Genomic DNA, 19,874 nt, shown 5'->3' with positions numbered 1-19,874 from the left:
AGTATTTTCCGAATGGAGCTTAACATCCCCGATGTCCCTTAATTTTTATTTGGAATAACATACCGCGTCTATGACAAAGCCGTCTAGTCAGGCATTGATACCTATAAAATTATCCCCACTGCCCAGCTAAAAGGGGGTGGGGATAAGTTGGATCTTGAGCCTCGACCTTGTCCTAGTCGTTTCGTATCTTGTAAGCGTTGATGAAGCACAGCTTACAGCTGGCAAATCGCGCCCACGTGGTCGTCACTTGCACATGCTGACCCATTTTAGGCACGCCTTGCGCCGTTAAGTGGCGGTCGGTGAGGAAGAAGCGGTAGTTACCCTTGGGGCCAATCAAGTAAAGCGACCATACACGATGCTGCATCAACCACTCGGGGCCTTCGACGCCAGCCACATACAGCTCGCCCTCAAACTGACGCCCAGCCTTATCGGGTGATACTTGCTGTGTTACTGCCATGCTTGATCCTCCCAGGCCCACAATGTGCGCTCCAACTCCGCGAGCAAGTGCGGAATGGCTTGCCGGTTCGCGTCCAGGTTCAACTGCTTGAGGGTGTTACTCACCCACGTGGCAAGCGCCTCCAGGTTGGTGGCCTCATGGCCAGTCCCAAGCCACATGACCAATGCATCTCCCTTCGCCAAGTTCGTTGCAGCTGCCAGAGACTCCGCTAAACGACGCTCGACACGCCGGCGATTTTTACCGGCCATGGTCACGTGCAGCGTGCGCTCGATACCAGTATGCGCCATCACCACATTATCCAGGTTTTTCATCGTCGTCTCCTAAGCGCGTTCTTGATTCAGCATGCGTTCGAAGGCAGAGCCGTCCTGACGCGTGAGGTTGGGTACAAAGCGTGAGTAAACACGGAAGAGCATTTCGGTGGTGGTATGACCCATCTGCCGAGCGATCCACTCTGGGCTCTCGCCCGCGGCAAGCCACAGCGTCGCGGCGGTATGGCGTGTCTGATACGGCCGACGCTTGCTCAACCCCAGCTCTGTTAACAACGGATACCAAATGCGCTTGGTGACGTTATGGTGCGATAGCGCGGTGCCTTTACGCGTTGCAAAGACCAGGCCTGTTTTGCCCGTCACTGCAAATTGCGCCTTAAGCGCATCAAAGACTGGTTGAGACATGTCGATGGAACGGAAGGAGCCATCGGTTTTGGTCGGGACAAACTGGCCGCGTACCAGCGCTTGATGAACGAGGATTTGGCGACGGGCAAAATCGACATGCTCCCACGTCAGACCGTCGATTTCGCCCGTACGCATGCCGGTAAAGAAGCGCACGATGTAGTACTGACGGTAATCGTCACGTACGTTATCGATAATGCGCTGCACTTCCTCCAGGGAGAACGGTTCCACGTCCGTGCGTGGCACATTGAGCGATTTAATCCCGCGGTATGGTGAGCTAAACTCGTAGCGGTCGGCGGCTTCATTCAGCATCATGCGCAATGGCGTCATGATGTGGTTGATACGACTGGCAGAGAGCTTCTTGCCGCTCCGGGAGTTAACTTTGGCGAGTGATGCCCGGAACTCAAGAATTTCTGCACGGGTGATGCTGCCGACCTCTTTATGCCCTAATGCTGGCAAGATATGGCGATCCAAACAGCCCTGCACTGTGACGATCTGCGACTCACGCCATTCGATTTCTTTCTCCGCAAACCACGTCTCTGCAAACTGCTTCAGCAATGGCGTCGCCTGATACCCCCCGACGGCCGTCAGCGCGCGTTTGCTTAGCGTCTTCGCTCGCGGGCTATCCGGGAAGTAGCGCCCGTAATCAAACGAGCCCAGCGTAATCTCCGCTTCGATCTTCTCCAGAATTCGCTCTAACTTCTTACGGTTGGCAGCGGTGTTATCCAGAGAGGTCTGTTCGCGGCAACGTTTTCCTAAATAGCGGAAGTCGAAGTAGAGCTTGCCGGTTTCTTGGCGTGCGGCGATTTTACCCATGACACACACCTCCTCCCGCCATCGGTACACCGATGCTTTCCTCTTGCGAATGCAGTTGCATATCACGCTCGATGGGCTCCCACAGATATAGAATCTTGCGGCCGCCAAATGGGCGGATGTAGTGAATACCTTCCAGCAACACGTCGTCTTTTAAGCACTCACGAATGGTGCGCGCATCGTATTTGATACGCTCAGCAAGCTCACCCGTTGTTAAGTAGTGAATAGACATCTTATGTCCTCTTTAGTGGCTTTATGTAGCTTACACGCTACATAATAGACATCAGAAAGATGCTGTCAAGCGACTTTTGTAGCTTCTGCTCAACATAAGATGCGGGGGAACGAAATATTTGTTAGGATGCGGTCAGTTAAAAAAGGGCACAGCCATGATTCGATTTCGCTTAAAAGAGCTGCTCGCAGAGAAAGGTTTTCAAGAAAACCGGCGGGTTACGCTTGATGAAGTGTCGCAAGCCACAGGTATCCATAGGACGACACTATCAAAAATCGCTAATCAGCGTGGCTATAACACCGGGACTGAAAACGTAGACCGGCTTTGCGAGTATTTTGAATGCAACGTCGCAGACATCATCGAATACGTCCCTACACCCGATAAGTCTGAACCAACTGCATAAACAATGGAGTAGTTCATACTAAGATGCCACTTATCTCAACTAATTGAAGAAAAGAAGCCTAATTTCTTTAACGAGCCCGTGAAACCGATAACAATTGAGAAGCTTACTACGAATCGGCAAACTGCTTATAATTTGAAGTTTGATAGGGAGGCGGTCTCATTGGACAGATTTTTAAATTTGACCTAAATCCCTGCTGGCGCGGCTTTCTGCTTAATACCTGATTGCATGCTCACGCCAACGCCGTCACGTCTAAAATCAAACATATTCATCTTGAAGGTATTAATTGTCACTTGGTCATTGCCACTCGAATGTGCAATCAATCGATCGTATCGTTCGTTATAGGGTGCCATGGCGTAGGAGCCACCGTATTCGCCGGTATTTACCAGAACAACATGCTGGTACATGTGGTAGTGAAGCGCCTCAACCATTGAATCAAAGGTATTCACATCACGATTGAGTGCCGGAATCATAAGAGCGTGGGATTTGTCACGCAGGTCTGCACTCAGCGCTATATCTGTGGAATCGAAACAGATGGCAGCCGTGAGTGTAAAGCCTGGGGCAGTTGGAAAAGCTGGATGTGCAAGCTCTAGCATGAGCTGATATGGGCGCCACGGTTGAACTTTCATCTTTGTTTCAGATGCAGTCATGTGGTGCTTTCCCTGCAGTCTTCGGATTTCGTTCTTGTTCCCATTGTGTTTTCTGGGTACTACCCAGACGGCACAATTATTTGGGCCCTTCACATTTGACTGATTAATAAATCCAAGCCCCGCGACAACAATCGCATGGGTTTTTCGGGAAAGGTGAATCAGGATGTCCATGTCATCTTCATGAACAGCCAACTCAGGTAATATGATTAGATCAATGTTTTGTTCCCGCTCACCATTGGTTGGCTTCTCAATATGCTGGGCCTCGATATGCTTGGTTACGAGTTTTGCAACTCGTGCCAGATGTTTCCGATGTTTTACCCTAAACTCGGGAGCGTCTAAATATAGGCCATGCTCAACAAAGTTCTTTTGTAGTGGCATCTTCGTTTGAACCATGGCTACAACCAAGCTACTTTTAGAGGGGTTCCAATCGGGTGAAATGAGCTCAGGAAGACCTGGCATGCCGGATTGCTGGCAGTAACATTCTTTGAGTTTGGCGAGCCGCTTTTCAACTAACGTTCTAACATTTTCAACGGTTAGTTCAGTCGGCCAAGGGTACCCATGGTCATTAATACGGATACCGGGCCACTTGAGCATTTTTGATAACAAAGTGGTAAGCCAGCCGGAGAACTGAGCGGCTTCACCCGCTAAAGACTCTGGCGTGGTCAGCAGGCCAATTTGCCTTTTGTACTGAGTTGACTTGAGGCCACGGTAACCTGTTTTCGGTGAAATGGTTTGCCCAAAACCTGTAGGATCACCAGAGCCTGCTAGTACGGCACGAAGACAGAGAGCTATGCGTTGAAGAACAAAGGTATCGTCATGCTCAGAATATAAATGCTTTGTAGCCTCTGTAAGTGTCGAATTGAATTCGATCTCAATCAACAGGGCAGAGTCAAAAACTTCGTAGGTAGGTGGAGCTGAAAATTTTTCAAATATTACTTTTGTCTTTGCTAAGTCGATAACGTCGCTCCGCTCGGCTTTTTGAAAGTCGGCATTTTTCTTTTCATCAAGCAGCGCCTGCATCAGTTTTAGCGCCATTATCTCATTATCAAAAGGGTTGTCCGGTCGCGAGATAAGTTTGTATAGCGGTGTGGCAGATTTAATTTCTACAAGTGGTTTGGCTGACGGTCGGATGCCGATATAGAGCTTTTCAACCAGCTCAGGCACCCCGATTTCATCAAGCCATTTATACCTCAAAGGCCGGGCATGGAGAATAAGAGAACGGAACAGCTCTGCATCCTGAATGGCTATTAGCTCCAATACCTTTTTCGCATCTTCCAGCTTCTCCAACAAGCTTGCAGATGCTCGGAGAAGCGGCTTCGCATCTCCTATTAGCTGACTGGCAATGAGGATCCCTGCTGAGATATCTCGTGTTACCAAATCATTAGGGAGGGTGATATTCCGGAAACCTTTAGCAAGCTTAAAAATATAGTCGTGAAATGAACAGCCAGAGCTAGTTTCGAGTGTTGTATCAAGTCGCACTAACAACAGGAATCGAGCTTGAGCAGCCAGAAAGTCAAACCTTTTAGAGTTACTCTTTTCAGATGAAGCAGAAGCTACATCTTCTTCCGAACCGTTTGAGGTGCTTAGGGTTTTCGTAACGCTAGTAATAGCTATCGCCGAAGTTTGCAGTCGTTCAAAAAAACCATCAACATCGGCATGAGCTGGAATTGCCTGTCTGTCTTTCCGATGAATAACAGTAGCTGCATGCCTGAAAATTTCTGCGAGGCAATAATTTCCAATGGCGGCTTGCTTAATTGCTTGTTGCTCAGATATCTCAAGGGAGGAAGTGTGGGGTAGGTTTTGTAGGTAACCAATTTGTTCTAATACCGGCTCAAGCAGTTTAGTCCCTGGATACAGCTCAAGACCTTTCTTGAGCAATAAAGCCAGTGCGGGGTCGCGGCTCCAGCAGGCGACCAAACGCCGACCGAGTCTTTCCTGCAAGTAGTCCCACTCTCCGGGTATTGTGTGGCCGTTTTCATCGATCTCACGGGATGTGAAATGACGAATATTATTTAAAAGTCTTGATATTTTGTTTGCTGCGAATCTTTTAAGTGTGTCTTCACGAATATCAAAGATATCTTTTTCTATTGCAGCCAGCCGATTGAATCGTCCTGAGCCGTTGCTTTGATCCTCTGAGGTTCCACTCGATAAGGCGAGTAGCGATTCCAGTTGTCCAAGATGAATCTCCACATCCTCGTGTGATACTGGGCCTGACACATTGGTTTGAATATCTTCTAGCGTCTGAGAGATACCAATAGATTTACCTCTGAAAATTTCAACCTTAGTTTTCTTTTTATTAGCCTCAAGGTTCAGGTAATTTAGCTCAGATTCTATATTGTCTATTATTGCTAACTTAATAACGTCCAAATGATTATTAGCTTTTAAGCTATCTACTGAAATCTTTTCTTCCAGCTTTTCCCGATTAGGCCCTATCAGTACAAGGCGCATATCATCAACATAGCGGCAGTAATCAACGAGTCTTATGTCACCTTCATCACTAATAACATTTCCTATTAAGCCCTTCATATGCTCATCAAAATTAGCCATATAGATATTTGCTAGAAAGCCCGATGCAACCAATCCTTGAGGCAATCCTAATGGGGCTATCGGTACACCTTCGGAGAAGCACACTTCTCCGAAGGTGGCTTTAGCCAATGACGACCAGTCCCAATCTTTAAAAGCTCTAAGGACGTTACCTAAAGTCGCCTCATCGATTTCTTTAATAGACCCTTGCTCTCGCGCCAGCTCCTTAATTTTGTCTATCAGTATCTGCCGGTCGATACGATCGAAAAACTGAGATAAGTCGAGCTCAAGTAGATATACCTCTTCCTCTTCTGACTTTTCTTGCAGCACTTTTCTAGCAAAGTGATAAGGCCGTTCGAGGAATTTACGATAGTCAGTAAAATACTTACTGTAAGTGGTAGTTGCACCGTAGCTGTGTTCAGCTTTGTCAGCTTCGTATCGGCAATAGAGTCGGTTGCCGTAGCTGACAACGCCTTTTTCATGGGCCTTCTTGTATTCAGTTGATGGGTCACCCTGCTTGGTTTCCACTTCGTCCGCGAGGCACATCATAACGAGCGTCATAATTGTCTGTTCACGGATGCCTATGTGGGCCAAAGGTCTTAGCTTCAGGAATTCTTTATCCTCATCCTTCTGTTTATTGTCGGCTCTCTTAGCTTCCTCGCCTGATTTCTTGGGCTGCCAAATCAGCTTGTAATCAGCGCCCCCCGCAGAGTCGATGTGATCAACGAACTCCCATGAATGGGTTTTTGGTGCAGGAACGAGTTCAAGGGGCCTGAATACCAATTCACTCTTAATGGCTTCAACCCATTCACTACAGCGGTTCGGTAAGTCGATGGAGGACACATCGAGCTCGAAGTTATCTGCATACCAGTTCGCTGTGCGGATATAGTCATGGGCCTTCTTCCACGCAAGCGCCATGAGCAGTGGATCTGTGAGGCAATCGTCATTCAGAACAAGCTTGTCGTACCTTTTATCAAAAACCGGCATCACGGTCTCCTTCGCAGAGTCCTTGCCCCACCACCGCCCCCGCTAGCTGGCAGTGGGTTTCTCTATCTTGGTTCAGGCGTTCTTTGAGCTGGTTGCAATGGGCCATAAGTTCATCAACTTTTTGGACGATCCTTGTCTGCTCTTCAAGCGGGGTGGGCGTTGAAAGCTCAAGCTTACGATACTCAGCCGACTTAAGCATCCCGTGCTAGGCTGACGTAAACTAAGGTGATGGGCCTTGGGAGGGAAAAATGAAAGTTATCGAAAAAGTAGAAATTGATGCCGTCACCGATGTGGTTTGTGATGTATGCCTTTCCTCAACCCGCGTAGCGGATGAAGGGCTTGAATTTGCCACACTTCAAGCACAGTGGGGCTATGGGTCTCAACACGATGGAGAGCGTTACGAATTGCATCTGTGTGAAAGCTGTTTCTTCAGCACCTTGGCTTACTTTAAGCAGGAACGTCGTGTGCAAAACTTATTCAGCGAAGATGGCTGTGCTGAGGTAATGAAAGCAGATGGCATCTTGGGCCTAGTGGCTACCGATGACTATTTCCGTGATCAAGATAGCAAGACAGCAGATAGATAGTCGCACCATGCATTGTTGCAAAGCGACAACTGACGACCTGAGCGGACATCTCGGCAGAAGCGGACATATAAGTTCAACAATCCCGCGTCCGGGCTCGACTGGTCTTGTTCTTATGCCTACGCAGGTAAAGTCATGTGCAAGGGGCATTGCGCCACCTAGCAAAGAAATCCTTTCTGTTCTCAGGTAATCGCCATGGACGACTTAGTAATAACGCATTCGGATGTTTACCAAAGCTGGCAAAACCATCTATTCAATTTTAGATTGGACGACCCTAAGACCAATACGTCTGGTCTACGAAAGCCACAGCTAGCCGCACTTTACGCGACCCTTGGTCATCTGGTGGTCGAGCCCGCCGCTACGGCTACCGTGGTCATGCCCACCGGCACAGGGAAAACCGACACAATGCTCGCGCTGATCATTGCCGCGAAAATGAGTCGTACACTGATCCTGGTACCGTCAGACGCCCTCAGAACTCAACTGGTGAACAAATGCGCTGAGATGAAAACGCTGCGTACAGTCGGGGCAGTATCGGACACGGCGCGCAATCCTATTATTGCTGCCATTGATTCGAAGCTGTCGGAGGCGCAGGTTGCTGAATTGGCCACTGCCAACATCATTGTGGCCACTCCCCAGGCATTGTTGCTATTCGAAAATACCGCTTTGGATTCGTTAGTGAACATGTGCAGCCACTTGATGATTGATGAGGCTCACCATGTCGTGGCAGCCAGTTGGAACCGAATCAAAATAGCCTTTAGGGGCAAACCTTGCATTCAGTTCACTGCGACGCCATTCCGGGAAGATGGTTTGGCTTTGACTGGCAAGATCATCTACAACTACCCGCTCCGGGATGCGCAGCTTGATGGCTATTTCAAGGGTATCGAATTCCATCCGGTACGGGAGTATAACCTCAAGCTGTCGGACCAGGCCATCGCAGATAAGGCTGTTGAGTTGCTCCGGGCTGACCTCAAGACAGGTTATAACCATTTGATGATAGTTCGGGCCAAGTCGCACAAGCGGGCTACAGACTTGTTTGAGATTTACAAGCAGTATCTTGACCTGACGCCAGTTCTGATTCATAGCAAGGTGCCAAACCAAGCCAGAGTGATGGCAGATATCGTCAAGAAAAAACACCGGATCATCGTCTGTGTAGATATGCTTGGCGAAGGCTTCGATCTGCCCGAGCTTAAAATTGCCGCCATTCACGATCAACACCAAAGCCCTGCCGTAACACTTCAGTTCATTGGTCGGCTGACTAGGGTAGATGCGGCTCTGGGTGATGCCAAGTTTGTGGCCAACATCGCTAACCAGAAGACCGACCACCAAATGGCAGCCCTTTACAAAGAGAGTGCTGACTGGGGGGCAGTCATTCGCGATGTGAGTGAGCAAAAAGTCAGCCGGGAAATTGCGAAGGCGGACTTTAACGAGCAGTTTGCCGACGGTGATGATGCCCAGGTGATTTTTGGACTGAACCCGAATCCCAAAATTAGCGCTGTAGCATATCGCGTCTCCCCTAAAGACTGGACTCCACAGCGTGCGCAAGGCCTGAATGGGCGCAGGGAAACACTGCAGTACATTTCGATCAACGATCAGTCCGATACAGTCATTGCCGTGACCCGGCGAGAGACTTTGGTTGGGTGGGCTCAGACCGAAGAAATTATTGATACCAACTGGAATCTGTATATCGCTTTCTACAACGAGATGCAGGAAACCCTCTTTGTTCACACCTCAGGTGACGATACTCAGGCAACTCGCTTTCTCAATCTTGTTGCCAGAGACTCACGTCGCATCAATGGTGAGCCGACCTTCCGTACACTCCACGACATTCAGCTGATGAAGCTGCAGAACGTCGGCCTTTCACGCGCCCGGAAAGACCTACGCTTCACGATGCATGTGGGACGCGATATAAATCAAGTAATCAGCGACATCGAAAAGGGCAATGCTACAAAATCCAACATCTTCGCTACCGGTTTTTGGGGTGGAGAACGAACTACCGTGGGCTGCTCGCACAAAGGCAAGATTTGGGAGATGAATTCCTCTCCGATCAACTACTGGATCGAGTGGTGCAAGCGCATGTCGGTCAAACTCAATGACAACACCATCGACCCTGCTGATGTACTCAAAAATGTTATGCGTGTTGACCAAATCAAGGGCTGCTGGCCAGAAGGCCTGTTTTACGCCGACTGGCCTGAGTCGATCGCGATTGAAAACGAGCAAAGGATCTCGCTGTATTTTCGGGGAGAGACGTTCAACTTTCTCGATGTCGAGCTTGGTAAACCCCATTACAGTGGCGCACGGACGTTGTATATCCCCGTCTTGATCGCAGGTAACGATGGTGGGGAGCGTCGCCTTACTTCCATCGCTATCGATTTGCTGGAGGACGGATACAAGACCTCCTGCCCGGGTGCGAAGATTCTTTGTCCACACGAAATGCCCCTAGATTCCTATCTAGATGCAGAACCACTTGTATTACTCAAGGTCGACGGCTCCATGGTGCAGGGCAACTACCGTCATTACTCGCTCAACAGTATGGATGTCAAACTGCCTGTCAGCTTGCTTGAACCTTGGAATTGGGGAACGACGAAAATTCATCAAGAGTCCATGCGTCCGGAGAGACGTGAGGACTCTGTACAAGGCTTTACCTTTGCAAAGATCGCTGATGACTACTCAATCGTCTTCAACGATGACGGTAAAGGCGAAATCGCTGATCTAGTGGCAATTCGAGAAAGCAAGGACGTCATCTACATTGACCTCTACCACTGCAAATTCTGTCCGATGACTAATGGCGTGGCCGCACCCGGGGCGCGCGTTGCCGACGTATACGAGGTATGCGGTCAGGCGTCGAGATCGGTAAAATGGGTCCACACCGCTGATAAGTTCTTCAACCGACTGATGGATCGCTACCAGAAATCATTGCTCAATGACTTCGATAGAATCCTGAAAGGCACGCCTCAGCAGCTGGAGATACTTCGCAACAAATGCCACGACCACGAGCTGACCTTCAAATTTGTGATCGTGCAACCTGCGATATCAGCAAGGAAGGTGTCGCAGGAGCAGCTTGCAGTCTTGGGAACGAGCTACTCGTATATCAAGAGCATCTCTGGCTCGGACATCAAGGTTATCGTTAGTCCTTAATTTATTTACACCAACGGAATTACAACTGATTTCGTTGGTGAAATGCCGTAAGTCGTGTTTCCGATATCTACTTCGCTTTTTCCACTACAAGTTTTGTGCATGCCGTAAACAAGATTAACGGTCAATTTGGAGAGTCCCAGAGAAAAATGGCTCAGATGGCTGTCGCGAAAAAAGTTGCTGCATTAAAAGTGACTAAGAGCGTGCCAAGCCAGAGCATAACCAATCAAAGCAGAAGGACGCAGCAAGGCTGCGCCGCTGTTTGATGCGTTACATCAGTATCGCCTAGAAGACCGCCTCTAGCCGGAAAACGACGGCCCGAGATAGGCCGTCGTTTATCCTCATCAAACTTCTGTCTGTTCTGCCATTTCCAGCGCGTCATCTACCTATATCCCTAGATACCTGACGGTGCTTTCCAGCTTCGAGTGACCCAGGAGCAGTTGCACTGCCCTTAAGTTTTTCGTGCGACGGTATATCAGTGACGCTTTGGTGCTGCGCATCGTGTGCGTGCCATACACTGACGCATCTAAACCTATTTCGGTGACCCATGCTTTGACAATACGGGCATATTGGCGCGTTGAGAGATGCTTTGCGCTATTGATTCGGCTGGGAAATAGGAAGTCTTCGCTTCGGAGCTTAGCAAGCTGTATCCGGTCGATAAAAGCGATGCGAGTTTGCTCGGTAATTTCTAACTGGACAGGCCGACAATGGCTCGGGGGGATATGCACGCACCATGGGCTATATCCCGTACTCGTAAATTGACAATGTCGCAGACCCGTAATTTGCTATCAATGGCTAAATTGAAAAGGGCAAGGTCTCTCGTCTTTTACGCAAGTTGTAGCCGAACACGGATGGCCCAGATATCTCTGAGACGTAGAGGTTTCTTCTGGCCAACCAACTTGCCTTTATCCCAAGGTGTAAAGGACATTTCAGTCGAAACGTTCATGGCATGATCCTCCATCGGGTGGATGGTAAAAGAATGGCTCAATTCACGCTCGTCATGTGCTAAGGTTAATTTACGGTCAGGGCTCGACCCAAAGCGGCCATCCTGGAAAGGCAGTAGGCGCGCAAATTTTAGATATGCAGCCTAATAAAAATAAGTAATTATGTCTTTCAATACATTAGAGGCCTTTTATATGCTGTATTTGCAGAATAAACGCGACGGCACGTTCACCCAATCATAGGGTGGGCAGTCTAGTACCTGTTATAAGAAAGTGAGTCATGGAAGAATTATCCAGGAAGTTAAGCGAAATAGATGAACTGGAAACATGGAAGGATCATGTTCAAGGGTTATCGCGATCCCAAAGAGCCCAAGCTTATAAAGAGGCACAGCCGTTGTGGGTTTACAGGATGATTCGCGAGTGTAAACTCTACTTACACCCGGATGTAATCATACAACTTGAAGGCCAAAATTGGCTGCCCAGTGATTTGCAGAAACGAATGATATGGGACAGTCTCATTGGTTCAGATGAAAGCTATAATAGTAAGAAAAGAATGTATAATATAAAGGACAGCCTTATTAAAAAGCATGGGCGAGACTGGTGGGAGGATGTTTATTCTCGTCTAAAGCATGTGTATGCTGCTAAAGAAAGGATAAAAAAAATCCACTCTGGACCAGCAGTATCAGCCTTTATCACAATCACATTCATTGGTAGCGAAGCAGCCAATAATGAGCGGCTTAAAGCTTTAAGAATGATCCCGCGAATATGAAAACTATAACAAGGCCAAGCACGCGACAACCCGCATTGGCGGCGTTATGAGTCTACGTCATGGACGGGTTAAGCAATTAATGATCAGGAAAACTAATATCGTTTATGGTGACTCAGATGAGCAGTAAGTTAGATATTCTTGGTGCAGAGATAGATTCGGCGGCTGAGAGCAACAATGTATCTGCTCTGACTACATTGATAGAAAAGTGTGACTCTATGATAGAGTCTGAAGACACTCATCTAAGACCTATAGTTTTTTTCTATAAGGCAAACATTTATAGCTCACTAGCTGCTTTAAAATCTCATGAGCCTGAATATACTTGGAGTTGGCAACAGAGTGAAAAAGTTATAGAAATATTGCATTTACGAAGAGCAGTCTCTGATTCAAAATTTTCTAGTTTAGATTCTATATTGCAATGTAAAATCTATACAAACCTTGGAAATAGTCTGAATCAATTTGGAAGATTTATAGAAGCAATTAAAGCTTGGGATTGCGCACTTAATTTAATCCCTAATTTTGCTATGGCTCTTGGGAATAAAGGCGTCGGGCTTGCAGATTATGCTCGTGCCCTTTATGACTATGGAAATGCGAGCGTTGTGGTTGCTCATGCTCTTGATGAACTCAAGGGGGCAATTTCAAAAGATGCGCTTTGGGATAGTGGATTGCATCCTGAAGCCGAAGAATGTTTTAGGGTAAATTATTTTAGCGCTGAAAAGCACCTAGAAAGAATCGAGTATAGATTTGAATTCGACCTAAACCAATGGCCACTTGGAGATGCCAAAACCGAGGTAGAATATCGCACATGGTGTTTAGATAATGGCCTTTTTTTATCGCCACTGAACGATGTGACAAAACTTTCTGTTTCTGCTCAAGATATCCTCCATCTTCCAAGTCACACGTATAGCATTGATGAGGAAGCTCGGTTCCCAAATTATTTCAATATTATTAAGCAAGAGTATGTTACTGCACGTTATATGCTCTTTGAATCGCTTGATTATTATAGCCAGCATATTTCAGACAAAGGTGTCCTTCTGATGGACGGATTTGATGGGGCTCAGTTTGGCTATAGAATTGAACAGTTAAAGCTAGCTTTTCGTTTGGCATATTCGATTTTTGATAAAATCGCACTTTTCTTGAACGATTATTACAGTATTGGATTGGAAACAAGGACAGTAAGTTTTAGAAAAATCTGGGGACAAAGGAAAAATAAAAAAATCGAAATTAACTCTTGCTTTGCGGGAAGTAAAAATTGGCCTCTACGTGGGCTTTACTACTTATCTAAAGATCTTTTTGATGACGACTTTGATGATGTGGCTTTGCCAGAAGCGAAAGACTTAGCTGGTTTAAGGAATCGTATCGAGCATAGGTATTTGAGCTTGAAAGATTATGAAGCTCCCACTAAAAGTACTGATATTTATTCCTATATAAGCATTGATGATTTTCAGTTAAAAACTTTACGAATCATGTCGATGGCAAGAGAAGCCCTAGTATACTTGTCTCTTGCTATGCATAGGGAAGAGGAAACAAGAGATATAGACAATGAAAAGCTATCCTTTCCAATACAATCTTCGCCAATTGAACGCTTTTATGAGTAAAAGTTAATTGTTTCATTTAGAGAGAAACGCATAAAAAATGGCTTCACCGGACAATTTTTCGCTGCCACCTTTTGTGCAAAGGCCGCACAAAAGCCGCCATAAAAATTTGCTCGGTAAGCTTGGCGTGATATCAGCCCACGCTGAACGTCCGCTTTTGGCCGAGGCTGTGTGAAAACGCTTGAGGAGTCTCGGTCCGGCCAAAAAAAGATCAAAAATCGCGCTCCCTCGCTAAATTTGAGTCATCTTCATTGCGAAATTTCTCCAGATTTCGCGTACGGACGTCAACTTCTGGACGGCTTAACAGTTTTCACACAGCCTCGGCCGATAGATGAAGTTTTCAGATACACCCAACATCAAACGTGCAGGAAACTGGTAAGGTAAAAATATTGGCTGATTACTGCTTACCTAAGCTTTGGCATAACGGCTGCTCAATTTCCAACTGCGACGGCGTACTCCTACTATACCTGTACATTGCATCTTGCCATGCAGTGACAGGAAAGTCATCGTGATAAACAGCAGGTTCGCCAACTAGTGAGTCAGCGCCAGACATACCTGCCACTGAAAAGCCAATCAATCCAAATCGGATCGACTGCCTGCCGCTCAGGTAATGCAAAAGGCTAAACAGGACATTTTGCACTGGTGGCAATATCTCGATGACAATAGCTCGGTCTGTCATCAGTTTCGTGACGACGCTGCCGTCGCGATTCCACTAGCCACCTCTTCAACCTCCCTGGATATGCTATTTGATAGCGCCTTATTGCAACGCCAACGATTAAAGGCCAATCAACATTAGCGTAATGGGTTGGGATGCGCCAATAAAGCGTGTGACCATTCTTGTGGCAAGTAAAAGCCAAAGGTCATAACCGAACAAGTGTATTAATAAGGTAATTAAGAGATTGTGGCCACGATTTGGTCACAGGGTGGTCACAGACAAAAAATAAGGGCCTACGCATTAGCGTAAGCCCTTGATATTTTGGCGCGCCCGGCAGGATTCGAACCTGCGACCCTCGGCTTCGGAGGCCGATACTCTATCCAACTGAGCTACGGGCGCATTGGGGGCGTATCGTACCGGTGCGGGTGCGCTGTGTCCAGCCGCGAAGCGGTTTTAGCCCGTGACTCAATTGACCCTTTTCCACTCCTTAGTGCATGCTTTAAGTGCACTTTTGCATGTTAGCTCTCTACCTTTGAAATTCAGGGAACACAATAAAATGAAAACATTTGCACGTAGCACGCTGGCATTGGGCGTCTCACTGGCGCTGGTGAGCGCCGCGAACGCCGCTGATTTTGCTGATATGGACCCCGTTACCCTGCGCCTGGCCCACGTGGTCAACGAGCAAGATGGTTTCCACATTGCCGCCACCAAATTTGAAGAACTGGTCGAAGAGCGCACCGACGGCAAGGTGGATATCGAGATCTACCCCAACGCCACCCTGGGTGACGAACGCACGCTGCTGGAAGGCATGCAGATCGGCACCGTGGATATGGGCGTGATCACCAACGGGCCGGTGGCTAATTTTGTCGAAGAAATGGCGGTATTTGAACTGCCGTTCTTGTTTCCCTCGCCTGAAGCCGCTTACGAGGTGCTCGATGGCCCCATCGGCCAGGAGCTGCTGGACAAGCTGTCCGAAGTTAACCTGAAAGGCCTTGCCTACGCCGAACGTGGCTTCCGCAACCTGACCAACAGCGAGCGCCCGGTCAACGCGCCGGAGGATATCGATGGTCTGCGCATTCGCGTGATGGAAAACCCGGTGTACACCGATACGTTCCGCGCCCTGGGTGCCAACGCCATTCCCATGGCCTGGACCGAAGCGCTCACTGCCATGCAGCAGGGCACCATCGACGGCCAGGAAAACCCGGTCAACGTGATCCACTCGTTCAACCTGGACGAAACCCAGAACTACATGACGCTCTCGCGCCACACGTACGCGCCGGCGATTTTTGTCATGGGGTCTTCCGTTTGGAGCCAACTACCGGAGGACGCGCAAGAGGTGATGGTGGAAGCCGCACGTGAGGCGGCTGCCCATGAGCGCCAGGTCAATGCCGATATGGAAGCCGAGCAGCTAGCCGAGCTGCGCGAAGCCGGTATGGAAATTAACGAGTCGCCGGATATCGAGGCTTTCCAAAAAGCCGTACAGCCGGTTTACGAGGAATATGGCGAGCAGTTTAGCGAGTACCTACCGCGCATTCAGGAGGCGCTCAAGTAAGTGACCACCTCGACTCAACCGCTGTTAAAGCTGCTGCGGCGAATTGAGCACGGGCTGGATGCCATCATCCAGCCCGTGGTCTTTGTGAGCATGGCAGCGCTGATTGGTGTGATTACCCTACAGATTGTCTCCCGGGTTCTATTCACCGCCGTGGGTTGGACCGAAGAGGTCGCCCGCTTTCTGTTGGTGTGGATCACCTTTTTGGCCGGCACGCTGGCGTTTCAGCGCGGGCGGCACATCGCCGTAACGTTCGCTGTAGATGCCCTACCCGGTCGCCTGCGCCAAGCCGCGCGAATTACCGCCCTGCTGATCGTGCTGGCGTTTATGATCGCGCTGATCTTTATCGGCTACCGCTATATGCAGGTGCAAAGCTTTCAGAAATCCGCCTCGCTGCGACTTTCGATGACCTACGTCTACGCCGTCATGCCCATTTGTGCCGCCATCATAGCGTGGTACTCGCTGGTCGATATCATTGAGCTGCTGGTTAACGGCAAGACGACCCAAGCCCAGGAGGAGCCGCTATGACGCTGCTGCTGTTTGGGCTGTTTTTCCTGTTTATGCTGATCAGCGTGCCCATCGCCTTTGCGATTGGCGCCAGTACGCTGTTCGCGCTGCATCAGGCGGGCGTGCCGCTGATGGTGGTGCCCCAGCAAATGTTCCAGGGCATCAACTCCTTCGCCCTGGTTGCCATTCCGATGTTTATTCTCGCCGGGGATTTAATGGCCCAGGGCAAGGTAAGCGAAAAGCTGGTGAGCTTTGCCGATTCCTTAGTGGGTTTTATGCGCGGCGGGCTATCGCTGGTGTCGATTATGGCGGGGATGTTCTTTGCCGCAATTTCCGGCTCGGGGGCGGCCACTACCGCCGCTGTGGGTTCAAGCCTGGTGCCCGAACTCAGGCGCAAAGGCTACGACCCCGCCTCGGCCGCTAGTCTCATCGCTGCTAGCGGTACTATCGGTGTGGTGATTCCGCCCTCGGTTCCGATGATTATCTACGCGGTGATTGCTCAACAATCAGTGTCTAAGCTATTTTTAAACGGCTTTTTACCAGGGTTGGCGATGGGACTGGGGCTGATGGCGATTGCCATTACCCAGGCGTATCGACGTCAGTATCCCAAGGGAACCCCGCTAGCTTGGCCGGTAATTCTGCGTACCTTTAAAGACGCCAGTTGGGGGTTGATGACGCCAGTGATTATCCTCGGCGGGATATTCTCGGGCATCTTCACGCCGTCTGAAGCGGCAGTGGTGGCGGTGAACTACGCCATTATGGTGTCGCTGTTGGTATATCGCGATTTAGCCCTGGGCGATGTCTACCGGCTGCTGATTCGCTCGGCGATGACCACGTCGGTAATTATGCTAGTTATTGCCATGTCGGCGGTGCTTAGCTGGACGCTCTCCAGTTGGCAGGTACCGGGCGCGATTGCCCAGTCGGTGCTGTCGCTGTCCACCGACCCGTACGTGATCATGCTGCTGATAGTGGCGGTCATTCTGCTCACCGGGGTGTTCATCGAAACCGCCAGCGCGTTGATTATTTTGACCCCCGTTCTGCTTCCGCTAGCGCTTCAACTGGGCATTGACCCGATCCACTTTGGCTTGATTATCGTGGTCGGGCTGTCCATCGGCATGATCACCCCGCCGGTGGCAATCAACCTCTACGTGGCTTCCTCAGTGACGCAGCTGCCGCTGGAACGTATCACCCAGGCTATCGTTCCGTATTTGCTGGGGTTAATTGGCGTGCTGCTGCTGGTGGTTTACGTGCCTATGCTGCTCGGTTGGTCGGGTGGTTAAGTCGAGTAACGCTGATGACACTGAGGTAGGAAAGGCTGACATAAAAAAAGGGGCTTGCCGATTGGCAAGCCCCTTCTTTTTGCAGGTTTAATTGCACAGTGGGTCTAAAATTCTTCCCAGTCGTCGCCGGTCGATGTGGCCGCCGTCGGCTTGGAGGAGGGCTCAGGGCGTTTTAGCGCCGGATTAGCAGGCGCTGACGCCGCAGCGGGCAGCGCTTGATTGCGGCGCGAGGGCTCACCGTCACCCAGCACGAAGGAGTTGATCAACTCGCTAAGGTGCTCTGCATGGCGGCGCATGTCGGCGGCAGCGGTGGTCGACTCCTGCACCATCGCGGCGTTTTGCTGAGTCATGGTGTCCATCTCGGCCACGGCGGTATTGATCTGACCAATGCCGCTGCTTTGTTCTTTAGCGCCGGCGGTAATCTCACCAATCACATCGGTCACCTTGGCAACGCTCTCGACAATCTCGCGCATTGTGGCGCCAGCATCGCGAACCAGCTCCGCGCCGGAGTTGGTATGCTGCACCGAGGCGTCGATCAGGGTGCGAATTTCCTTAGACGCATCGCTGGAGCGGCTCGCCAGCGTACGCACTTCCTCCGCCACTACGGCAAACCCGCGGCCGTGCTCGCCCGCCCGAGCGGCTTCCACCGAGGCATTAAGCGCCAGAATATTGGTTTGGAAGGCGATGGAATCAATCATGGTGATGATGTCGCTGATGCGACTGGCCGACTGATTGATATCCTGCATGGTGCGTTCGACCTGCCCCATGGACTCCTCACCCTTGTGAGCCACTTCGGCGGTGGACTGCACCAACTGATTGGCCTGCTGGGCGTTATCAGCACTGTGGTTAACCGTCGAAGTAATTTCCTCCATGGAGGCGGAGGTTTCCTGAAGGTTGGCGGCGGCCTGCTCGGTTCGCGTAGACAATTCTTCGCTACTGCGGGAGATTTCCCCAGCAGAATCGTAAACGCTGGTAGTGCTGTTGCGCACGTCACGCAGAGTGTCCTGCATCCGCTCTACAAAGGCGTTGAACTGCACCGCCAGATCGCCAATCTCGTCGTTGCTTTCCACCGAGAGACGGCGGGTTAAGTCGCCGCGCCCTTGCGCGATATCGTTCATAGCCGACGCCGTGCGCTTAATCGGCCCGACGGTGCGACGCACAAAGACATATGCCACCAACGCAATCACGATAAACAATACCAGCCCCAACAGAGAGGCAAACAAAATCCCTTGGCGCAAATCGGCAGCTGCGGCGGCTTCCAGCTCGGCCATCGACTCGTCGACATCGGTCACGTACACACCGGCGCCAATTAACCAGTCCCACTTTTCAAGGCGGTCAACATAAGAGTGCTTGGGTTCATAATCGTCAGTACCTGGGTATTCCCATACATAGTTATAGAAGCCCCCGCCACTCTGGGCGACCTTAATAATCTCGCGAATCAGATAGGTGCCATCGGGAGTTTGCGCATCGATCATATTGGTACCTTCACGCTCCGGCGCGGGTGCCGTCACGATATTGTTACCGTCATAGTCGTAGATAAATATGTAGTTGTTGTCTTCAAAGCGCATGGAGCGTACCAGCTCGGCTACCTGCTGCTTGGCCTCCTCATCGTTGACGCTGGCGTCTTCGTAAATCGGCTCGATGGCAGTCCTTGCCATTTGCACCACGTCACGCACCGCCTTCCGGCGCTCTTCAATTAACTGCTCGCGCTGTTCCGCTAGCGTGTCGCGAGAGTCTTGGATGTTGCTATAGGCCTTAAATCCCACCAGGGAGACCGTGACCAATAAAAGGGGGAGTAATACCAGCATCAGTACCTTGGTTTGCAAGCCCAAGGCCCAGCGACCGGGAGAATCAGAGGTAGTCATCGTGAGCAATTTCCAGCGTTATTGTGTGTGAAAATATTAGAGTTATCATTACGCTGTTATCGACAAACGGTATTTAAACTTTAACTATCTAGCACTATTTTTTGCGTTTTTTTGATTATTTAGAGTGATATCAAGAACTTCATAACATACGTTAAGGTTCTGAAAAGCGCTGCAGTCCATTGTGTACTCGTGGTGGCCAGGGATGGCCCGTTTTAGGCTCGATGCCAACCACCTTGTTCAGTCGCCTCGACCTTTCAACCGCCTGGTCGGGGCGAC

16 protein-coding genes and 1 tRNA gene are annotated in these 19,874 nt (G+C 49.7%); 8 read left to right on the top strand and 9 right to left on the bottom strand.

The window, feature by feature from the left end:
• Window positions 1-172: 172 nt before the first annotated feature.
• The 4 genes from BLR97_RS01640 to BLR97_RS01625 are packed head-to-tail and all read right to left on the bottom strand — an operon-like array spanning window position 173 to window position 2,170.
• Window positions 173-457, bottom strand: coding sequence for a hypothetical protein (locus tag BLR97_RS01640; protein WP_089701818.1), 285 nt, complete (start codon window positions 455-457; stop codon window positions 173-175).
• Entirely contained in the window at window positions 448-768 is a 321-nt protein-coding gene (locus BLR97_RS01635; RefSeq protein WP_089701816.1) for a hypothetical protein, read from the bottom strand. The genes BLR97_RS01640 and BLR97_RS01635 overlap by 10 nt, the downstream gene beginning before the upstream one ends.
• Window positions 769-777: 9 nt before the next feature.
• Complete coding sequence (locus BLR97_RS01630) at window positions 778-1,941, bottom strand: site-specific integrase (protein WP_089701814.1); 1,164 nt, start codon at window positions 1,939-1,941, stop codon at window positions 778-780.
• Window positions 1,934-2,170 carry a hypothetical protein gene (locus tag BLR97_RS01625; protein ID WP_089701812.1) on the bottom strand — a complete coding sequence of 79 codons (237 nt, stop codon included), beginning with the start codon at window positions 2,168-2,170 and terminating at the stop codon, window positions 1,934-1,936. Before BLR97_RS01625 ends, BLR97_RS01630 begins: the two co-directional genes overlap by 8 nt.
• A 154-nt stretch (window positions 2,171-2,324) precedes the next feature.
• On the opposite strand from BLR97_RS01625, the gene BLR97_RS01620 reads away from it, so the two are divergent.
• Window positions 2,325-2,570: a helix-turn-helix domain-containing protein gene (locus BLR97_RS01620; protein WP_089701810.1), complete on the top strand. Its 246-nt coding sequence runs from the start codon at window positions 2,325-2,327 to the stop codon at window positions 2,568-2,570.
• Between the two features lie 182 nt (window positions 2,571-2,752).
• Here BLR97_RS01620 and BLR97_RS01615 read toward each other — a convergent pair whose 3' ends face one another.
• Both BLR97_RS01615 and BLR97_RS01610 read right to left on the bottom strand, forming a co-directional pair.
• Window positions 2,753-6,727, bottom strand: coding sequence for an RNA-directed DNA polymerase (locus BLR97_RS01615; protein ID WP_089701808.1), 3,975 nt, complete (start codon window positions 6,725-6,727; stop codon window positions 2,753-2,755).
• Window positions 6,714-6,926 carry a restriction endonuclease subunit S domain-containing protein gene (locus BLR97_RS01610; protein WP_089701807.1) on the bottom strand — a complete coding sequence of 71 codons (213 nt, stop codon included), beginning with the start codon at window positions 6,924-6,926 and terminating at the stop codon, window positions 6,714-6,716. The genes BLR97_RS01615 and BLR97_RS01610 overlap by 14 nt, the downstream gene beginning before the upstream one ends.
• A gap of 49 nt (window positions 6,927-6,975) precedes the next feature.
• Here BLR97_RS01610 and BLR97_RS01605 point away from each other — a divergent pair, with 49 nt between their 5' ends.
• Together BLR97_RS01605 and BLR97_RS01600 are read left to right on the top strand one after the other, a co-directional pair.
• A complete protein-coding gene (locus tag BLR97_RS01605) occupies window positions 6,976-7,311 on the top strand; it encodes a hypothetical protein (RefSeq protein WP_089701805.1) in 336 nt (111 codons plus the stop codon).
• 192 nt (window positions 7,312-7,503) lie between these two features.
• Complete coding sequence (locus BLR97_RS01600; protein WP_089701803.1) at window positions 7,504-10,443, top strand: DEAD/DEAH box helicase; 2,940 nt, start codon at window positions 7,504-7,506, stop codon at window positions 10,441-10,443.
• A 383-nt stretch (window positions 10,444-10,826) separates the two neighbouring features.
• Here the strand turns inward: BLR97_RS01600 and BLR97_RS19685 are convergent, their stop codons facing one another.
• A complete protein-coding gene (locus BLR97_RS19685; RefSeq protein WP_244511100.1) occupies window positions 10,827-11,168 on the bottom strand; it encodes a tyrosine-type recombinase/integrase in 342 nt (113 codons plus the stop codon).
• 493 nt (window positions 11,169-11,661) lie between these two features.
• Here BLR97_RS19685 and BLR97_RS01590 point away from each other — a divergent pair, with 493 nt between their 5' ends.
• Entirely contained in the window at window positions 11,662-12,150 is a 489-nt protein-coding gene (locus tag BLR97_RS01590; protein WP_089701801.1) for a hypothetical protein, read from the top strand.
• 116 nt (window positions 12,151-12,266) lie between these two features.
• Window positions 12,267-13,745: an LA2681 family HEPN domain-containing protein gene (locus tag BLR97_RS01585; protein ID WP_139172871.1), complete on the top strand. Its 1,479-nt coding sequence runs from the start codon at window positions 12,267-12,269 to the stop codon at window positions 13,743-13,745.
• Between the two features lie 974 nt (window positions 13,746-14,719).
• Here BLR97_RS01585 and BLR97_RS01575 read toward each other — a convergent pair.
• Window positions 14,720-14,796, bottom strand: a tRNA-Arg gene (locus BLR97_RS01575).
• Window positions 14,797-14,953: 157 nt separating this feature from the next.
• On the opposite strand from BLR97_RS01575, the gene BLR97_RS01570 reads away from it, so the two are divergent.
• From BLR97_RS01570 to BLR97_RS01560, 3 genes are read left to right on the top strand one after another with little or no spacing between them, the layout of a single operon-like run.
• Window positions 14,954-15,949 carry a TRAP transporter substrate-binding protein gene (locus BLR97_RS01570; RefSeq protein WP_089701795.1) on the top strand — a complete coding sequence of 332 codons (996 nt, stop codon included), beginning with the start codon at window positions 14,954-14,956 and terminating at the stop codon, window positions 15,947-15,949.
• On the top strand, window positions 15,950-16,474 hold the full coding sequence (locus BLR97_RS01565; protein WP_089701792.1) for a TRAP transporter small permease: 525 nt from the start codon (window positions 15,950-15,952) through the stop codon (window positions 16,472-16,474).
• Complete coding sequence (locus BLR97_RS01560) at window positions 16,471-17,733, top strand: TRAP transporter large permease (RefSeq protein WP_089701790.1); 1,263 nt, start codon at window positions 16,471-16,473, stop codon at window positions 17,731-17,733. Before BLR97_RS01565 ends, BLR97_RS01560 begins: the two co-directional genes overlap by 4 nt.
• Window positions 17,734-17,837: 104 nt before the next feature.
• On the opposite strand, the gene BLR97_RS01555 is transcribed toward BLR97_RS01560, so the two are convergent.
• Window positions 17,838-19,598 (bottom strand): methyl-accepting chemotaxis protein, encoded by a 1,761-nt coding sequence (locus BLR97_RS01555; protein WP_089701788.1) that lies wholly within the window; start codon window positions 19,596-19,598, stop codon window positions 17,838-17,840.
• Window positions 19,599-19,874 lie beyond the last annotated feature (276 nt).

Origin of the sequence: Vreelandella arcis (assembly GCF_900103865.1) — a bacterium.
GTDB lineage: Bacteria > Pseudomonadota > Gammaproteobacteria > Pseudomonadales > Halomonadaceae > Vreelandella > Vreelandella arcis.
The sequence above is the reverse complement of the archived record's forward strand: the minus strand, read 5'-3'. Positions and strand labels throughout refer to the sequence as shown.